This is a genomic window from Labrenzia sp. THAF82, from assembly GCF_009363435.1.
Classification (GTDB): Bacteria; Pseudomonadota; Alphaproteobacteria; order Rhizobiales; family Stappiaceae; genus Roseibium; species Roseibium porphyridii.
The window spans coordinates 2,439,874-2,457,151 of the sequence record NZ_CP045354.1 but is presented as its reverse complement, the minus strand read 5'-3'; the positions used below and the strand labels follow the sequence as shown (position 1 = coordinate 2,457,151).

Genomic DNA, 17,278 nt, shown 5'->3' with positions numbered 1-17,278 from the left:
AATGCCGTTTAAAGTTGGCAAGTCTCAACTCGAACCTTGCCTTGAAAAGAGTGTCCGGTCGAAAATCCTTGATGCTTCGGATCAAACTCTAAGTCACGATCACAGAAACGTTGCGTTGCTTTTTCTGAAAACTTGTGTCTATTTTGGACAAAATTTGACCAAAATCGAAACATCGATTCTAGATGCAGGAACTCGCACGTGTCGCTTCAAGTTGAGACAGACCTTGAATCCGAGGAAGTCCAAAACCTGGAAAAGCTGGTCCACGACTGGTTTCTGGATATTTTGGCCGAACATTCCGATAAGGAAATCAATGCCCTACTTGGGATAAGCAGTTCGAAACTGTGGAAGCTGAAAAACGGCCATCAGCGATTGCAGGCGGTCGAGCTGCTTCTGTTACATCAGGGACTTGGTATTCCGCTTCCCAATACTGTCAGGTCAGCTGACAGCGCATCAATACCGTTGAACGACAATTCCGACAGGCCTGCGCGCCCAACAGATACAAAGAAGCTATTTGATTTTGCATATGACCGTGTCTGCGATCTGGAGAACAGAAAGCCGGCAGCCTTGCGCGCAAATGCGTTTGAGCGACTGGAGCAGACATTTCACATTCTAAAGACTGTCCAGGGCACACCCGAGGCCCTGGAGATTAAGGACCTTACATGAACAACAACGCAGACTTCACTGCGGAGCAATTGACATTCCTGCAGCTCTTTCACATCGCAGCCCAGTATGACTGTCTTTACATCCTGGACTTTTACTGCATGAACGAATTCGATCACGACAAGGTCACAGACCTGAGCGACAGTGAACGTCGGCACCTGGCGGAACTGGCGGAACGTGAAATCTTCGAACACGCGATCGAAAACGGCTATCGGCCAACCTTGCCTTTTAACGAGGGCGGAGAACATGAATTCCTTTGTTAAGAAGCTATCACTAGACCGGGTCGAAAGCGGCGCCGCCGGTGACGAAGCGCAGTTTCTCTACAAGTTCTGGCGTCAGAACGAAGGTTTCTACCTGCAAGACAGCCAGGTCACGCACCTTTCCAAGAAGCTGATGCTGTTCCGTCCGGACCTGGTTCCCGACGACGTGCCGCCAGTTACACTCATCGGAAAAGACTCGACATTCCGGAACTACCTGCCGCCGTCTGACCAACCAACATCCTTGCCGCTGGATTACCGCCGGAAAGTGGCACCAGGGTATCACGCGGCGATCCGTGGAGAGCCCTGGTACGACATTCAGCGCACCGGTGACATGATGGGCGAAGGCACACCCGACCTTACTCTTGAGCGGCTGGTTTTGAAGTTTCAGACGCCGGGAGGTTTTGAGCGGATATTCTGTCTTCTATGGCTTTTGGAGGAGCACTCAGGATCTGGTCTATCATATCCAGAACATCATCACGCTCGTTTCCGGCCAGGTATAGGTCGTTATCAATCGGGATGGGTCCACCAGCCTGCCAGCGCACCGCATTTGCATGCAGGCGCGTGAAGCCACACGACCTTAGAAAACCGTCCTTGAAAACGCGCTTTTCCATCCAGCCGTAGTAAAAATCCGCGTCCCATTCGTCGAGCGCTTCAATCTGTGCGATGCGGTTCAGCATGCCGCCGAGATGGGAATTCTGCCATTCGGGACGCACTTCAGTGCCCCCCATATAAACCGTGTCTCCGGTGATCTTTTCAGCAAAGCGTGGCTGTTCTTCTGCCAATTCGACCTGACCGCCGGTTTCTGCCGGAAAGCAGCGATAAAAGTGTTTGCGCCAATAGTCCGCCAACGTTTGTGGAGGTCGGATCTGGTCAAGGCGTGCGCACACCCTGCCAACCAGTTTGTCCTTCACATCCGTCACCCCGAGCCAGAACGCCCGTCCACTGGAGAACGTCTGTGTTCGCGGAGAAAAATGTGCCTCGAGAATCTTTAGTCCACTGCGTTCGGCCATCCTATCAATCTGATCGAAGTCGTGCCCTCGGTGCAGCGTAAGACCTTGCCTTGCAAACGCGCTGTCGATCGCGCCCCAGGCGCGCTTCAAACGTATTGGATCGACCTCGGATCTCAGCTTGACCATGTGCCCACCAGGTAACTGTTACGCTAACTTGTCCAAGAGAGAACAACCCCGCTGCATCGGACGCACAACTTGAATGACCGCTAAAGCTGCAATATGGCAGCAAATGACAGCGGATCGTTTTCCACGGTATCTGCGTCGCCTCATGCGATAAACAAAATACGTCTAGGGGCGCCAGAAATACCAGTATCAATGAGCCTTGTGGTAAATACCGATGATCAACATTAACAGACCTTTGCATGAATAAAGGCAGTCGCTCACGCAGATCGTCGTGATCAGGACCAAGGTACCCGGTTCGATTGGCACTGTGCACAGGCTCAGGCTTGGTGGAAAAAATCATCGGCGATGCCATCACGACTTTCATCGCACTTTTTAGCTGAGCTGGAACGTCTTTCTGGGGGATGAGCGCGGGGTCCAGCTTTGTCCTGGTTTCCCGTGTCTAAATTGCTAACTCACGCGGAGATGGTCGGGTGGCAGCGCTCGGTAGGAATGCTGCAGGTTTTCTCTTTGCTCTGCTTGCTCTTTTTAAGGGCGGCCCGAGGCACTTTCCCGGACATGAAAAGAGACACTTCCGGAAACAGTTTCCAGCAAGCGATCAATGGGGGCAGTCGGCTTCTCAAAAAAGTTCAGCGAGCGAGATGGCCCGCTCGCTGAAATCTTGTTGGTGACCTTTCGCGCTTCTGCGCTGGCCTAGTGCCGCCCGCCAACCACGATACGGTCGAGGATGAGCGCGCAGAACAGGATCGCAAGCCCGGCGAGGATACCCTGCCCTGCGGCTGCATATTGCAGAGCTTCCAGGACATCCTCGCCAAGGCCTTTGGCACCGATCAGCGATGCCACGACGACCATTGCAAGCGAGAGGAGGATTGTCTGATTCACACCTGCCATGATCGTTCTGCGCGCCAGCGGCAGGTCAACACGCCAGAGCAGGTAGCGCGGGGTCGCACCAAAAGCGAGTGCAGCTTCACGCACTGTTTCAGGCACCTGCTGAAGCCCGAGAACCGTAAACCGGATAACAGGCGGGCTCCCGAAGATCATCGTGGCAACAACACCTGCCGGCTTGCCTGAGCCGATAAAGGCCACGACCGGGATCAGATATACAAAGGACGGCATGGACTGCATGAAATCCAGGATCGGGCGTATGACACCGAAAACTCTGGGCCTGCGGGCACAATAGATGCCGAGCGGAATGCCAAGACTGATCGATATCAGGGCTGCCGCGCCGAGAAGCGCGATCGTGGTCATTGCCTTTTCCCAGAAATCGAGCAGCCCGAGATAGGCAAGGGCAGCACCCGTAAAGATTGCGACCCGTGGCCCCGCCGACAGATACGCCAGCATGATGATGACCAAGGCAACAACCGGCCAAGGCGTACCGACAAGAACGACCTCAATACCGTCGAGCAGCGTGCGCATGCCAAAGGTCAAACTGTCGAAAAAGCCCCTTCCAACGGTTTTGGTCCAATCAAACACCGCCTGCACACCATCACCAACACCCAATCGCCAATTGCGATCTGTCGGGAAAGTGGCAAGGGCTGCGATGGCGTCCGGCTGTGCAAACCTGATCACCGACAACACGACGACGGCAATGGTCAGTCCAGTGGCAACCGCAAGCCTCTGTGCAGACCAGCCGCTCGCAACGCTCTGATCCGACCGCCACCGCGTGAATTGCTCTTCCAGCGTCCAGTTTGCCAGAGACGCGCTCAGGAACTTGATCCCGATCAGTACAAGGAGACCGAAAGCAAGATAAACCAACCCGCTGGAGTCGGCGGCAGCTGCTGCCGCCTGCGCGTCCGCTAAAGCCGTCTCCAGAGAACTGGCGGCTCGTTTGAGGCTCTCAAGTGAAGAAGCCCCTGACTTTTCAGCGGCCGCAATTTGCTGCTGCCGCAACTCCAGCGTCTGCGCAATCTGTGCAGCCCGCTCTCTAAGCGACCCACCCAGATCCCCGAACAGACCGAGACCGATTTGAATGTATGCAAAGGTCTCCAGAACCAAAAAACCCAGGAACCACGACCAAAGGCCGCGAGCTCCGAACCAGATAGGACCCAGCAATCCGGCTGCAAAATTCAAGGTGAAACAATAACCCGGCGCCTTCATCATTACGGCAAAGGTACGCTGGTAATAGTCCTGCCCGGTGCCAACGAATGTGGCAATCAACGTGTTCAGCCTGTCAGCGGTTTCAGGCTTGATATCATTTTCATCGACAACGCTCATGATATGCCCCTCATGCCTGACTGCTTTGGATTGCTCGCAGAAGCTCCGTCTGGTCGATGACCCCAAGATCCTGTCCGTTTTCCTTGACCCGGACCACTCCGGCTCCTTCGGTGCAGATCGAAATCAGGTCGTTCAGGTCCATGTCCGGATGCGCCGTACCGGCACCCTCCGGTATCGGACCGTTTTGGGCCTCGAACTCGGCGACTGGTTTCATGACCGCGTGGGCAAAAATCATGTTGAGTTTGGAGATGCCGGCAACAAAGTCAGCGACGTAGTCGTCAGCCGGATTGAGAATGATATCTTCCGGAGTGCCTATCTGGACAATCTGACCGTCCTTCATGATGGCAATCCTGTTGCCAATGCGAATGGCCTCATCAAGGTCGTGGGTGATGAACATGGTCGTTTTGTTCAGCTTCGCACTCAGCTCCATGAACTGATCCTGCAATTGCTTGCGAATGAGAGGATCAAGCGCTGAAAAGGGCTCATCCATCAAGAGAATGTCAGGATCGGAGGCAATGGCACGTGCCAGCCCGACACGCTGCTGCATGCCACCCGATAATTCATGCGCGTACTTGTCCTCCCAGCCGCTCAAATCGACCAGGTCCAGAACCCTGTCAGCCTCTTCCCAGCGCCGCGCTTTGCCGGTGCCACGAATTTCCAGAGGCATGGCAACATTGTCACGCACGGTTCGGTGGGGCATCAGCCCGAAATTCTGAAACACCATGGCGACCCTGTGATTTCGCAACCGGCGAAGTTCAACAGGGTTCATCTCAACAACGTCCTGGCCGTTGACCAGGATGTGACCGGCAGTGGGTTCCAGCAGACGATTGACGTGGCGCACCAAGGTCGACTTGCCGGATCCGGACAACCCCATGATACAAAAGAGTTCACCCCGGTTAATCTGGAAGGTCGCATCAGCGACACCGACCACACAGTCATACTTTTCAAGAACTTCAGCTTTGGAAAGGCCCTCGGCATGAATGGCGCGCAGAGCTTCCTCTGCCCGACCCCCAAACACTTTCCACACAGACCTTGCATCGATTGCGATATCGTCAGACACACCTGTCTCCTTTTTCCAAAAAGGAGGCGCAGCCCCGGCGCGAAGCGGCACCGGGGCGTGACCTGGGAGAGTGTTAGTTCAGGCCGAGCCAGCCATCGACAACTTCACCATTCCCATCGATCCAGGCTGCAACGACATCATCGATCTCACCACCCTTGACCACGACTTCATAGGTCAGTTGCGACAGGTGATCCGCATCCATGCTGATATTGGCAAGGAACTGTGCCGCCGCCGGGTTTCTGTCCTCGAGGGACTTTGAATAGGCAACCTTGACGGTCTTGACGAGATCGCCGGTCGTGATCTTCGACTTGTTGTACCAGTCGGCATCCTGGTCGGGCTGAATGATCGTGAACTGCTCCGGATCATGCTCAGGTTCTTCAAGCATGGTGACGTCATAAAGTGCGTGCACATAATGTGGTTTGTAGCAATAGAAGACGACACCTTTCTTCTGATCGACGGCGTCTTTCAGGCGAGCATAAAAGACAGTTTCGTCTTCGGTTGTCGGCGCGAGGAATGTCTCAATGCCATAGTCCCGCACCTTGACCTTGTGCACGTTGGTCGACGCCCAACCGGAAGCACCCACCCAGATTTCGCCGGTTCCGTCGCCGTCACCGTCAAACAATCCCTGTGCGTCAGGTGTGGCAAGATCAAACACGGATTTGATGTTGTGCTCTTCCGCCATGTAGGTCGGTGTGCAGAACCCGGTTTTGCCGGAATAGCTGCCGGCAGACAGAGCAACTGTGCCCTTCTGGTCGACATATTCGTCTGTAAACGAAGACTGGTTCGGCAACCAGACGTCGGGGTGAACGTCGATATCACCACGACCGCCATCCATCGCAGCAAAAATAACCGCATTGGCGCCCGGTGCATAACCGACCTCACCACCAAGCCGTTTTTCGATGACCTGGCCGATCAGGTTGGCCATGATTTTGGCCCCAGGCCAGCTGGGTTCACCCACCATGACTTTGTCTTGTGAAAAGGCACCGGACGTGCCGAGACCCATGATCAGTGTGGCCGCTAATAAAGATTTCGTTCCGTATTTCATTTTTCGTTCCTCTGGTAGGTTTTGTGTACGCTCTCAGGCGCGTGCCCGCTTTCGTTGCGGGTCTATGAAGGGGATGTCGGAAACCGCAGCGCCGAGACGTTTCATGCGTCCGTCAAGCTGCCCGATTTCAAGGTTTGTTCCGGTTTCTGCGTGTTCAACAGCAATCCGAGCCATCGCGATCGCTCGCTCCAGCGAGGGTGATCGCGTGGCTGAAGTCACAACACCGACCTGCCGCTCGCCGGCATAAACAGGAGCTCCGTGTGCCGGCACGTCGTCGCTGTCGATCAGGAGACCCTTCAGCACCCGGCGTGGTTCACGGGCATTTCTTTCAAGTGCGTCTTTGCCGGAGAAGTCTTCTTTCTTGAGGTCCACCGCAAAGCCCAAGCCGGCTTCATAGGCATCGACACCCGGTGCAAACTCGGCATTGCGGGCTGCAAGCCCGGCTTCGATCCGAATAATCTCGAGCGCTGCGGTTCCCATCGGAGTTACGCCGAACTCTTCACCGGCAGCCATGACCGCGTCCCAGATTGCAATCGCATCGGACTTGGCACAGAAGATTTCGTAACCCAGTTCGCCGGTGTATCCAGTGCGTGACAGCAGGAACGGCGCACCTTCACGGTCGTTCAACCGGGCAACGGTGAGACCGAACCATTTCATTTGGTCCAGCGAAGGCACATGCGGTTGTGTGAATACGATCTTTTGCAACAAATCGCGTGACTTTGGGCCTTGCAGTGCAAGATTGGGCAAGGCGTCGCGATTGTCCTGAATGCGCACATGCAGTTCCCTCTCCCGCGCCAACGCTTCAAGAGTGCGGGCACTTTCCTCCGATCCACAGCACCAGCGGAACAGTTCCGGGCCGAGACGCAGCAGTGTTCCGTCATCGATAACGGTTCCGCTGCCATCACACATCAAGGTGTAATAGGCCCGCCAAACCGCGAGTTTCTCAACATTGCGCGTGGTGGCAAGCTGCATCAGCTTTGCAGCATCCGGTCCGATGATGTCGTACTTGCGCAAACCGCTCATGTCCTGAACGGTGACCGCTTCCCGGCAGGCCCAGTATTCGCCGAGTGTGCCATGGGAGGGAAAACTGACAGGAGCCCAGAGATTTCTTGCAGGTGCAAATTGCTGCGTCAGACTCGTCAACCGCTCATGGAACGCGGAGTTCTGACTGATTGTCATCGGAGCATCTTCCTTTTCGCGATAGGCCACAGCCCTACGGACCGGTTGATCGGGCCGATAAATACGCACGTGAATGTCAGTTGGGTTCCACCCGTTGATAGGGTCAATGTCATCCGGACAGGCAGTAGACACGCAGACCATGTCGGCCATCGCCTTCATGGCGACATAGTCGCCAGGCCGCGAATGCGACTCTTCCGTCTGGATGGTGTGATGGTGCGGGTCGACCCAGGTGTTCCAGAAGAAATTGATGGCTGGCCATGCTGACCTGCGACCAACCCCATACCGCGCAAGCGCATTTGACATATTGTCCGAGCAGTTCACGTGTCCTGGAAAGCCACGCTCCTCGTAGCCGCGCGCTGTGCAGGCAAGACCAAATGTATCGTGACGCCCACACGTGTCCTGAACCACATTCAGCATGGGGCGCATTTCACGATCGTAGAATTTATCAAATAGTCCCGGCTCAGGATAGGAGCGCCTCACCATCGAGCGTGTCGCGGTGCTGTCGATCATCCACTCCTGACCGCTTTGAAGCCCATCGGAGCGGAACGCCATAAAATCCGAGCACTGCTGCCCTTCTATGTCGATGATCTGAACGATCTCGCCTTCTCGCAGTTCATAGGCAACACCCGTTCCCCTTTGAACAGTGAATTCCTCTCGCATGTCGCCAAGTGGAAGGGGCAACGGTCGCCCTGATGGAGCCGCAGGCGCGTGGCTGACAGACAAGACTCCACCGGCCGTGCCATTGATCAGGTCATTTGTGTTTGCAGGTCTCACCAACCAGACGTCTGCAGTCTTTTCCGCTTTCAAGACTATTGGCTCAACAGATGCCTTTAGCAGATGGGCACCAAAGGAAAGTCGCTCTCCACCCCCTTTTGATGCGACCCAGCCGCAAAATTCAGCGCTGTCAAAACTTTGAGTATCGAGCTCTGAGGTAGCAGCGAGCCCAAGTGCAGGAAGCGCCTCGCCGCCGCCGTCTGAAAAGGCGACAATCTGAAGTTCACCGACACCAGCAATACCATCAACGGACAGGAGATCACCGGGAAGCATCTTCAAATGCACGGCCTCGCGTGGAGACAGCGCATAAGTTCTGATCTGCGTCGGTTTCCTGAAGCCGGGAAACTTTCTCCCCGGCGTTTCATGACCGACGTTGTTGAACGCGTAAAGTACTGCCTGGCTGCGCATATTGAGCATTTCCGCCATATGTAACTAGTTACATAGCTTGTTAAGACCCGTTACATATGTCAAGTCTCTCTTGTTGCAGAATTTCAATTCGGGCAGTTTTGGAGGCGCATGGACAATCCCAAATACCGCAAACGCGCCAATCTCAGGGACGTTGCCAAACTGGCAAATGTTTCTGTCGCGACTGTTTCCCGTGTCCTGAATACTCCGGACAGTGTTGCTGAAAACACCAAGGCGGTGGTCAATGCAGCAATCGCCGAACTCAGATTTGTCCCGAGTGCAGCTGCACGCGCCATCAACTCGGGCCGCTCTCGGGTTGTCGGCGCATTGGTCCCGACCCTGGACCATGCGATCTTCGCGCGATATCTGGCGGCCCTGGAACAGAAACTATCCGAATATCGTCTGTCGCTTGTTGTCGCCACGACCAACGGCGATGCCTCCGTTGAGGCGCAAAAGGCTCAAACGCTGGTGGACATCGGCGCGGAAGGACTGATTGTCTCGGGCATCACGCATGAACCCGAACTGTTTGAACTTATCGAACGCTGCCAGTTGCCGGCTGTGGCGACATCCTATTTCGATCCGGACTTCCTTCTTCCCACAATTGGCTATGACAATGCCGGTGCCGGCCGGATCGCCCTTGAATATCTTCTGTCGCTCGGCCACTCGGCAATCGCGGTCGTTCACGGTTCTCTCAACAGCAACGACCGCACACTTGCACGTCTCAAAGGTCTTGAAGGACACGACACCGCGCGCCTGAGCTTCTTCGAGGCGGACCTGTCCATTGAGGATGGCTGCGCAGCGACAAACAAGATCCTTTCCCGTGACGACGGGCCGACGGCGATCCTGTGTCTCTCAGATGTGCTTGCGACCGGCGTTCTGTATGAACTGAAGCGTCACGAAGTTGCCGTTCCGGACGATATCTCGGTCATCGGGATCGACGATCTGCCCGGATCTGCGCACACGTTCCCTGCCCTCACGACGGTTCATCTTCCTGTCGTCCGTATGGGCCATGCGACCGCAACTGCTATTTCAGAATGGATCGAACACGGAAAAAGGCCGTCCGAACGGCTTTTCGAGACTGATCTGGTGATCCGGGAATCCACCCGCGCCAGAACTGGAATCTAGCCATGGCGGATTGTGGTTCTATGCGCATGTTTGCATCTGTGCCATGGTCAGAAAATCGACCGTTTCAGGCACAAACGAGATCAAATTGCTGAGAGCAATCAAATGCGAAATGAAAAATCGGTTGATTTTTTCATCTCATCACGTGAAATTATTGGAGAAAATTTCACAAGCAGGTCTTCGTGTTGAAAGTCCGATGTCGTTGAAACCGCAGAAATGCGCCCAGTCGGTTGTTAGAACGCGTAAGATGACGAAAGAGAATAGCGAGCCGCCTGGCACAAGCTGGACCCATTTGGCTCTGTCAGCGGAAAGAACCGCTCCGCGCAAAGAACGACTGGTGTCATGAGATGAATGAAGCCTTTCTGAATCCGATCCAAAGCCACGAAATCGAATTGAGAGAAGGTGATGGTGCCCAGACGCGGGTGTCCTTGCGAGAAAGCTGTTCGCTGACAAAGAGCCCCCAAGAAAGGTCCACCAAGGACGGGTTCGATGCAAAAACTGAAAAGCAGCATCGAAAGATCGGGTTTCTGCTCGTCGATGGTTATGCGTTGATGTCCGTCGCCTCGGCGACCGAACCTCTTAGGGCGGCTAATCTTCTTAGTGGCTCAGATCTTTTCAGCGTTACCTACTATTCGCACAATGCCGGCAAGGCGCGCGCAACTTGCGGCGCTTACTTTGAAACCGAGCCGCTTGGGATTCTGACAAATCAGGTGGACCTGCTTCTTGTCGTCGCCGGCAGCAATCTGGGTGATGCCGAAAACGCCAGTCTTTTTGCCCAGCTGCGCAAGCTTGCAGCACATGGTGTTGATCTGGGCGGCATCTCCGGGGGCGGAGCTCTATTGGCAAAAGCCGGACTGATGAATGATCGGCGGTTCACGGTTCATTGGGAACATTTCGAAGAACTCAATGCCCTCTCCGATGCTTATTTTCTTGAACAGCGTTTGTTTGTGATCGACCGCAACAGGTACACCTGTGCAGGTGGCGTTGCTTCCTTGGACATGATGCTGGCGCTCGTGAAATCGGAACAAGGTGCAGAGCTTGCCGGCAAGGTCAGCGACTGGCTCGTACACAGCGGTATGCGTGGTCAGGACGAACCGCTCCGATCCAGATATCTGGGCAGTAACACAGGCGTCAACAGCTGCGTCACGGCTGCCGTCGAACTGATGGAAAGCCATGTCACCGATCTTCTGACGCTTGATCAAATGGCCATGCTGGCGGGTGTCAGTTCTCGGAAACTGCAACGCAATTTCAAGTCGGATCTCGGGATCGGCGTGATGCGCTATTACATGGATATCCGTCTTCACAAGGCTGACGAATTGCTGCGCAAGACCAGGATGGCAGTTGCACAGGTTGCCTTTTCAACCGGCTTTGTCGACCAAGCCCACTTTGCCCGCGTCTACAGGGAAAAATACGGCCTTTCCCCTCGGGAACGTCGGAAGAAAACCCAGATTTCAAGATCAGACGAACGCTCAGTGGCGAATGGCGGTCTTTCGGCTGCCGGTTCGTTTTCAAAGATCGAGCTCAGCCCTGAACTGACCTGACTGCACCTTTGGAGAGAGTGTCCTTGCGGCAAATCTGCGGCATCAAACAAAGGTCCGCAGAAACTTTCCCGAATGCCCCCTTCGGCCTCCCGCCAATTTCAGGCTTGACCTTTTCTGAGGTCAAATTCTGCACTGCATCTCACAGAATTGCATGACTTTGCCTGGCCGGATCAGAGCCTGCCGTTGAGGACATCTTTGGCTTTCTCGACGTCATTTGAGCTTGTGCAAGCATCATATTTCATACATATTCAAATATAAGAATTTAATTAGAGGTTTTGTATGATGCCCCTATCCCGTCGCGCCTTCCTGTCAGGTTGCGCCGCCTTGCCCGTGTCCCTTCAGTTTGGACGGTTGGCAAAGGCCGAACTCTCCATCGGAAACGGAGTTTTGACGACGGTAAGCGACGGGCATCTGACGCTTCCGGGCAGTTTTGTCTTCGAGCCTATGCCCTGGGACGAACTCGCGCCGCTTTTGAAAGAGGCCGGTATTTCCGAAGCGACATTGAAACCGGATTGCAACGTTTCGCTCTACCGGGATGAAGACAAAACAGTCTTGTTCGATGTTGGCTCGGGCCCTGATTTCCAACCTTCGGCAGGCAAGCTTCTGGAAGGTTTGGAGCTGAGTGGAATTGCGCCGGAAGATGTCACACATGTCGTTTTCACGCACGCCCATCCAGATCATATCTGGGGGCTGCTCGATGAATTCGATGATCCCCTGTTTTATGAGGCAACCTACATGATCAGCCGCGCAGAGTGGGACTATTGGTGGAACCCTGAAACAGTCAACACGATTGGAGAAGCACGAGCTGCGATGGCCGTCGGCGCAAAACGCCGGTTCGAAGCCATTGAGAACTCAGTCGAATTCTTTGATGGAGACCAGGAAGTCCTGCCCGGCATCCAGGCTGTTTCGACACCTGGCCACACACCTGGGCATATGAGTTTCGAGGTCCGCAGCGGTTCTGAAGCTGCGCTGATCGTCGGAGACGCTATCGGCAACCACCATGTTGCATTCATGAAGCCGGAATGGCCGAGTGGTTCTGACCAGGACGCAGAAGTCGCAGCCTCAACCCGTATCGCATTGTTGGACCGCATCATTGCCGACGATTTGAAACTGGCAGGCTTTCATCTGCCGTCTGGCGGGATCGGGCGTGTTGAACGCGCTGCTGGCGGCTATCGTTTTCTTCCGGAGGCCATATGATGCGTTTTGTCGGACTGCTCCTTTCCATCAGCCTTGCCTTTTCAGCGCATGCCAGCGAAGACATTCCAGATCAATATCCGGGATCAGCGCTCTATTCAAAGCCGGTCGAAGTGATACCTCATGTCTGGTCGGCCATTGGCGCGACAGCTCCGCCAACTTACGAAAACTCCGGTCACAACAACAACTTGAGCTTCATCGTTACCGGAGATGGCGTGATCGTCATCAACGGCGGTGCAGCTTACATTCTTGCCAAAGCTCTCCACCGGGAAATCAACGTCGTGACCGACCAGCCGGTTAAGCTTGTCATTGATGAAAACGGCCAGGGGCATGCAATGCTCGGCAACTCCTATTGGGCAGAGCAAGGGGTTCCCATTCTTGCGCATGTCGACGCAGCCCATGAAATCGAGGAACGCGGCAACCAGATCCTCGAGGGCATGAAAAGATACAACCGGGACAAGGCGGAAGGAACGTTTGTCGCTCCGCCAACCGAAACATTTGAAGACAAACGCGTCATCGAAATGGGTAATTTCCGCATCGAGGTTCTTCATCTGGGCCCGGCACACGGGCCCGGTGACACGCAAGTCTGGCTGCCGGAACAAAGCCTTGTTATCGCAGGCGACATGGCGTTTCACGAGCGCATGCTGCCGATTTTTGAAGATACAATTGTCGCGGACTGGCTTGAGACCTGGGAAAACGGATTTGAAGCACTGAATGCAACTTATGTCATCCCGGGCCACGGCCACCCGACAAATATGGCTCAGGTTCGCCGCTACACCCGTGACTACCTGCTCTATCTGCGCAGCAAGATCGGAGACCATCTTGAAGACGGTGGTGACCTGGCCGACGCCTACTATGTGGACCAGTCGCCCTACGCGCACCTGGACACATTTGAAGAACTTGCGACAAAAAACGCCGGCCGCGTCTATGAGCAGATGGAGTTTGAATAGTCTGGCCGCCTAAGCAGCGACCGGACGGCGGGCCAGCTCGCATCGTGTCCACAACGCTTCTAGCGCCGAGACGAGGTGATCAATATCCGAAGCGGTGTGAACGGGCGACGGCGTGATGCGCAGCCGTTCGGTGCCTTTGGGCACGGTCGGATAATTGATCGGTTGAATGTAGATCTTGTGATCTTTCATCAACACGTCGGAAATCAGCTTGCACTTGACCGGGTCGCCTACCATCACCGGGATAATATGGCTCGGATTGTCAAGGTGAGGCAGCCCTATGGCATCGAAACGGCGTCTCACCTGAGCCACATTGGCTTGTTGTTGAAGACGCTCGACATTGCTGTTCTTCAGATGTCTCATCGAAGCCGCCGCGCCGGCTGCGACTGCAGGCGGTAATGCGGTAGTGAAAATGAACCCACTGGAGAAGGAGCGCACAAAATCACAGAGCTCCGCTGAAGCCGATATGTAGCCACCGACAACACCAAAAGCCTTTCCAAGCGTTCCTTCAATCACTGTCAGGCGGTCCATAAGCCCTTCCCGCTCAGCGATCCCACCGCCGCGTGGACCATAGAGACCAACCGCGTGCACTTCATCAAGATAAGTCATGGCGCCATATCGGTCCGCCAGATCGCAAATTGCTCCAACCGGCGCAATATCACCATCCATTGAATAAACGCTTTCGAACGCGATGAGCTTTGGTTGTTCAACAGGCAGCTCCGCAAGCCTGGCTTCCAGATCAACCAGATCATTGTGTTTCCAGATGACCTTCCGGGCGCGGCTGTGACGGATACCTTCGATCATGGACGCGTGGTTCAAAGCGTCGGACAAAACCACGCAATCCGGAATACGAGACGCCAGTGTTCCAAGTGCCGACCAGTTTGCCACATAACCGGACGTGAACAGCAGTGCGGCTTCCTTGCTGTGAAGATCTGCAATTTCGGCTTCCAGCAACGCATGGTCATGCGTATTGCCGGATATGTTTCGGGTTCCGCCCGCACCCGCACCGCACCTGTCGAGCGCATCGTGCATCGCGCTCAGCACTGCTGGATGCTGGCCCATGCCCAGATAGTCATTCGAGCACCAGATGGTGACCTCACCAGGGCCATTGTGGCAGGTCGCGCTTGGGAACCTGCCGCAATGGCGTTCAAGCTCGGCAAAGGCACGATAGTTGCCTGCCTCGCGGAGCGAATTCAGCTCGGATCGGAAAAAAGCGCCGTAATCCATCAGTTGCCAACAGCCTCTGCAACGATCTGCTGCATCAGGTTCTCCACGGCCTGCATGGACCCGTCCGGATAATCCTTGTGCCCGATCATCACACCTTCATCGGTCTCCATGACAAAGATCCCATAAGGACAATGCGTGATGTTCATCGGATCCTTTTCCATGACCTGCCGTGAAATCACGGCAGAGCAGAACAGGAAGATGTCTGCATTCTTGAAGATCGTCGCATCGCTGCCGACATCCGATCCGGTCCGGTTGAGCATTGCCCCGACATGACTGACATAGTCGATGACCAGCCCTTTTCCCACGATCGCGCTTTCGACCGCAAAGGTCGCATCCTCAAAAGAACCGTCGAACGGATAGGTAAAGGGTTTTTCGGCCAAGGCGGCGGTGCTGAGTGCAAGGCCGAGCGTTGCAGCGAGAACGACAGTTTTCATAGCTTGATCCTCTTTCGGGTTGGGCAGGCTTTGCCTGGAGCAGTGTCCCGGGGCAGTCGTTGCAACGACGATCCGGGACACCAAGCTTTCGGCCTACCCGAGCATGTCTGTGGTGATACCCGAGTACCAGCCCTCAGACTCCTCGTAGGTTGCCTTGCGCAGATCTGCGCTTTCACCGGTCTGGGAGATAAACCCGTCGACCTTGGCTATTTTTTCCGGTGTCGCCTCGTAAGTGGCACCGACCTTGACCCCATCGTTGGGAGCAATGAGAGACCAGCAGGTGTTGGAGAATTTCGCCGGGAAGACCTTGGAACCGGTCAGTGCCCCGCGCACGGCGTTTGCACACACCTTTGCCTGCGAGTTTGCCGAGAAGCCGGATTTCGGCATGTCGCCCTGACTTGAGGCATCTCCGAGCACGTAAATGTCGGCATCCGCTTTTGTCGACATGTCCGCCGCGTTTACCGGGGCCCAGTTGCCATCCGTTACGCCTGCCAGTTCGGCAATGCGACCGGCCTTCATGGCCGGGATCACATTGCAGACATCGACCTTGGTTTCCTCACCATCAATCGTGACCGTCATCGCATAGGGATCGACCGAGACGTTTCCGCCGCCAAAGTCTTCACCGATCCAATCGACCATTCCTTCATAGTGGTTGGCCCAACCTTCCTGGAACAGCGCCATCTTGGAAAACTTCGGCTTTGGATCCGCAACGATGATCTTCGCGGTTGGATTGTTCTGTTTCAGGAAGTGAGCCACCATCGAGACACGCTCATAGGGTCCAGGTGGACAACGAAAAGGATTGGGTGGTGCCACCATTGCAAACGTGCCACCTGCGGGCATTGCCATCAATTGCGCCTTCAAAAGCTCGGACTGTGAACCGGCCTTATAAGCGTGCGGCATCGCGTTTTGCGCGCTGAGGCCCCAACCCTCAACAGCGCCTTCGACAAAATCGATCCCCGGGCTGAGGATAAGCTTGTCATAGGGTACGGTGCCGCCGCCGGCCAGGCTTACGGTTTTTGCATCCCGGTCAACGCCAACAGCCCAGTCATGCACCACGTTCACACCGCCGGCAGCGAGCCCGCCATAAGTGTGCCCGATGTCTTCAATTTCCTTGAAGCCACCAAGATAAAGGTTTGAAAAGAAACACGTATAGTATTTCCGCGTCGGCTCGATCAAGGTGACATCAATTTCACCCTTGCTGTCCTTGGCAAGGTAACGCGCCGCTGTCGCACCACCGGCGCCACCGCCAACAACCACCACCCGCGGTTTCCCTTGTGCCCTGACAATGGGCGCGGATAGGGTCGCGGCCACTGCAGCCGTTGTGCCTATGAATTGCCGTCTGTTCAGTGTCATTTTATCCTCCCTAAATGCACTGTCATTGCTCGAGCGCTGAAAAATAGGCCGCCAGCGCCGCTATCTCCTCCGCGTTCAGGCGTCCTGCCATCATCTGCATCACCGGATGTGCGCGCGTCTTGTTCTTGTAGGCATGCATCGCAAGCACAAAGTCTTCTTCCGGCCACAGGACAATGGATGGAATGCCGTCATCTCCGCCATCGGCCTGGTGGCAGGTCGTACATTCGCTGCTGAGATATTCGCCATATTCCGGATCGCCTTTGAGCGCGAGAATGGCGGGGTCAAGGTCATGATCAGTCGGGCTCGCCGTCGGGTCCGCCTCCGGAATGTTGGCTGGGCTGTCTGAATACGCCCGAAGGTAAGCAATCAGGTTCAGCCGGTCTTCTGCCTTCTTGAGGCCCGCGAAGCTCATACGTGTGCCGCTTGCAAGCTTGCGTGGGCTTTCCAGGAACGCATCCAGTGTATCGGCGTGCCATTCCAGCCCGCCGGTACCGGCACGTACCAGGGCCTTGGAATATCGAAAGTATTCGTGACTGGCAGCTCTGCGACCAAAGAGACCGTTCAGATGCGGTCCAATGCGGTGTTTTGCGCCTTCACCCAGCTGATGACAGCTCTTGCACTTTCTAAATACTTTTTCGCCCGCTGCGGGATCACCGAAATCATCTGCAATTGCCGTTGTACAGAACGCGGCAAGTGCAATTGCTGAAAGGAGATGAGCGAGGCGCATCTTGCT

General features: G+C 55.2%; 15 protein-coding genes. 6 read left to right on the top strand and 9 right to left on the bottom strand.

What is annotated here, in order from left to right; genetic code table 11:
* Positions 1-198: 198 nt before the first annotated feature.
* Positions 199-663 (top strand): hypothetical protein, encoded by a 465-nt coding sequence (locus FIV00_RS11530; protein ID WP_152500883.1) that lies wholly within the window; start codon positions 199-201, stop codon positions 661-663.
* Complete coding sequence (locus FIV00_RS11525) at positions 660-923, top strand: hypothetical protein (protein ID WP_152500882.1); 264 nt, start codon at positions 660-662, stop codon at positions 921-923. The genes FIV00_RS11530 and FIV00_RS11525 overlap by 4 nt, the downstream gene beginning before the upstream one ends.
* A 353-nt stretch (positions 924-1,276) precedes the next feature.
* On the opposite strand, the gene FIV00_RS11520 is transcribed toward FIV00_RS11525, so the two are convergent.
* From FIV00_RS11520 to FIV00_RS11500, 5 genes are all read right to left on the bottom strand, one after another.
* Entirely contained in the window at positions 1,277-2,056 is a 780-nt protein-coding gene (locus FIV00_RS11520) for a hypothetical protein (protein WP_209006890.1), read from the bottom strand.
* A gap of 687 nt (positions 2,057-2,743) precedes the next feature.
* Entirely contained in the window at positions 2,744-4,264 is a 1,521-nt protein-coding gene (locus FIV00_RS11515; protein WP_152500881.1) for a proline/glycine betaine ABC transporter permease, read from the bottom strand.
* A gap of 10 nt (positions 4,265-4,274) precedes the next feature.
* Entirely contained in the window at positions 4,275-5,324 is a 1,050-nt protein-coding gene (locus FIV00_RS11510; protein ID WP_152500880.1) for a glycine betaine/L-proline ABC transporter ATP-binding protein, read from the bottom strand.
* A gap of 73 nt (positions 5,325-5,397) precedes the next feature.
* On the bottom strand, positions 5,398-6,369 hold the full coding sequence (locus tag FIV00_RS11505; protein WP_152500879.1) for a glycine betaine ABC transporter substrate-binding protein: 972 nt from the start codon (positions 6,367-6,369) through the stop codon (positions 5,398-5,400).
* A gap of 33 nt (positions 6,370-6,402) precedes the next feature.
* Entirely contained in the window at positions 6,403-8,730 is a 2,328-nt protein-coding gene (locus FIV00_RS11500; RefSeq protein WP_152500878.1) for a DUF1989 domain-containing protein, read from the bottom strand.
* Positions 8,731-8,838: 108 nt separating this feature from the next.
* Between FIV00_RS11500 and FIV00_RS11495 the strand changes: the two genes are divergently transcribed.
* The 4 genes from FIV00_RS11495 to FIV00_RS11480 all read left to right on the top strand — a co-directional run bounded on the left by FIV00_RS11495 (position 8,839) and on the right by FIV00_RS11480 (position 13,534).
* Positions 8,839-9,852, top strand: coding sequence for a LacI family DNA-binding transcriptional regulator (locus tag FIV00_RS11495; protein ID WP_152500877.1), 1,014 nt, complete (start codon positions 8,839-8,841; stop codon positions 9,850-9,852).
* A gap of 344 nt (positions 9,853-10,196) precedes the next feature.
* Complete coding sequence (locus tag FIV00_RS11490; protein ID WP_152500876.1) at positions 10,197-11,390, top strand: GlxA family transcriptional regulator; 1,194 nt, start codon at positions 10,197-10,199, stop codon at positions 11,388-11,390.
* A gap of 279 nt (positions 11,391-11,669) precedes the next feature.
* Positions 11,670-12,587: an MBL fold metallo-hydrolase gene (locus FIV00_RS11485; protein WP_247649377.1), complete on the top strand. Its 918-nt coding sequence runs from the start codon at positions 11,670-11,672 to the stop codon at positions 12,585-12,587.
* On the top strand, positions 12,584-13,534 hold the full coding sequence (locus FIV00_RS11480; RefSeq protein WP_209006889.1) for an MBL fold metallo-hydrolase: 951 nt from the start codon (positions 12,584-12,586) through the stop codon (positions 13,532-13,534). The genes FIV00_RS11485 and FIV00_RS11480 overlap by 4 nt, the downstream gene beginning before the upstream one ends.
* Positions 13,535-13,543: 9 nt before the next feature.
* On the opposite strand, the gene hemA is transcribed toward FIV00_RS11480, so the two are convergent.
* The 4 genes from hemA to FIV00_RS11460 all read right to left on the bottom strand — a co-directional run bounded on the left by hemA (position 13,544) and on the right by FIV00_RS11460 (position 17,272).
* Complete coding sequence (hemA, locus tag FIV00_RS11475; protein WP_152500875.1) at positions 13,544-14,758, bottom strand: 5-aminolevulinate synthase; 1,215 nt, start codon at positions 14,756-14,758, stop codon at positions 13,544-13,546.
* Entirely contained in the window at positions 14,758-15,192 is a 435-nt protein-coding gene (locus FIV00_RS11470) for a DUF302 domain-containing protein (RefSeq protein WP_152500874.1), read from the bottom strand. Before FIV00_RS11470 ends, hemA begins: the two co-directional genes overlap by 1 nt.
* A 93-nt stretch (positions 15,193-15,285) precedes the next feature.
* Positions 15,286-16,545: an NAD(P)/FAD-dependent oxidoreductase gene (locus tag FIV00_RS11465; RefSeq protein WP_152500873.1), complete on the bottom strand. Its 1,260-nt coding sequence runs from the start codon at positions 16,543-16,545 to the stop codon at positions 15,286-15,288.
* A gap of 22 nt (positions 16,546-16,567) precedes the next feature.
* Complete coding sequence (locus FIV00_RS11460; protein ID WP_152500872.1) at positions 16,568-17,272, bottom strand: c-type cytochrome; 705 nt, start codon at positions 17,270-17,272, stop codon at positions 16,568-16,570.
* Between the last annotated feature and the right edge of the window lie 6 nt (positions 17,273-17,278).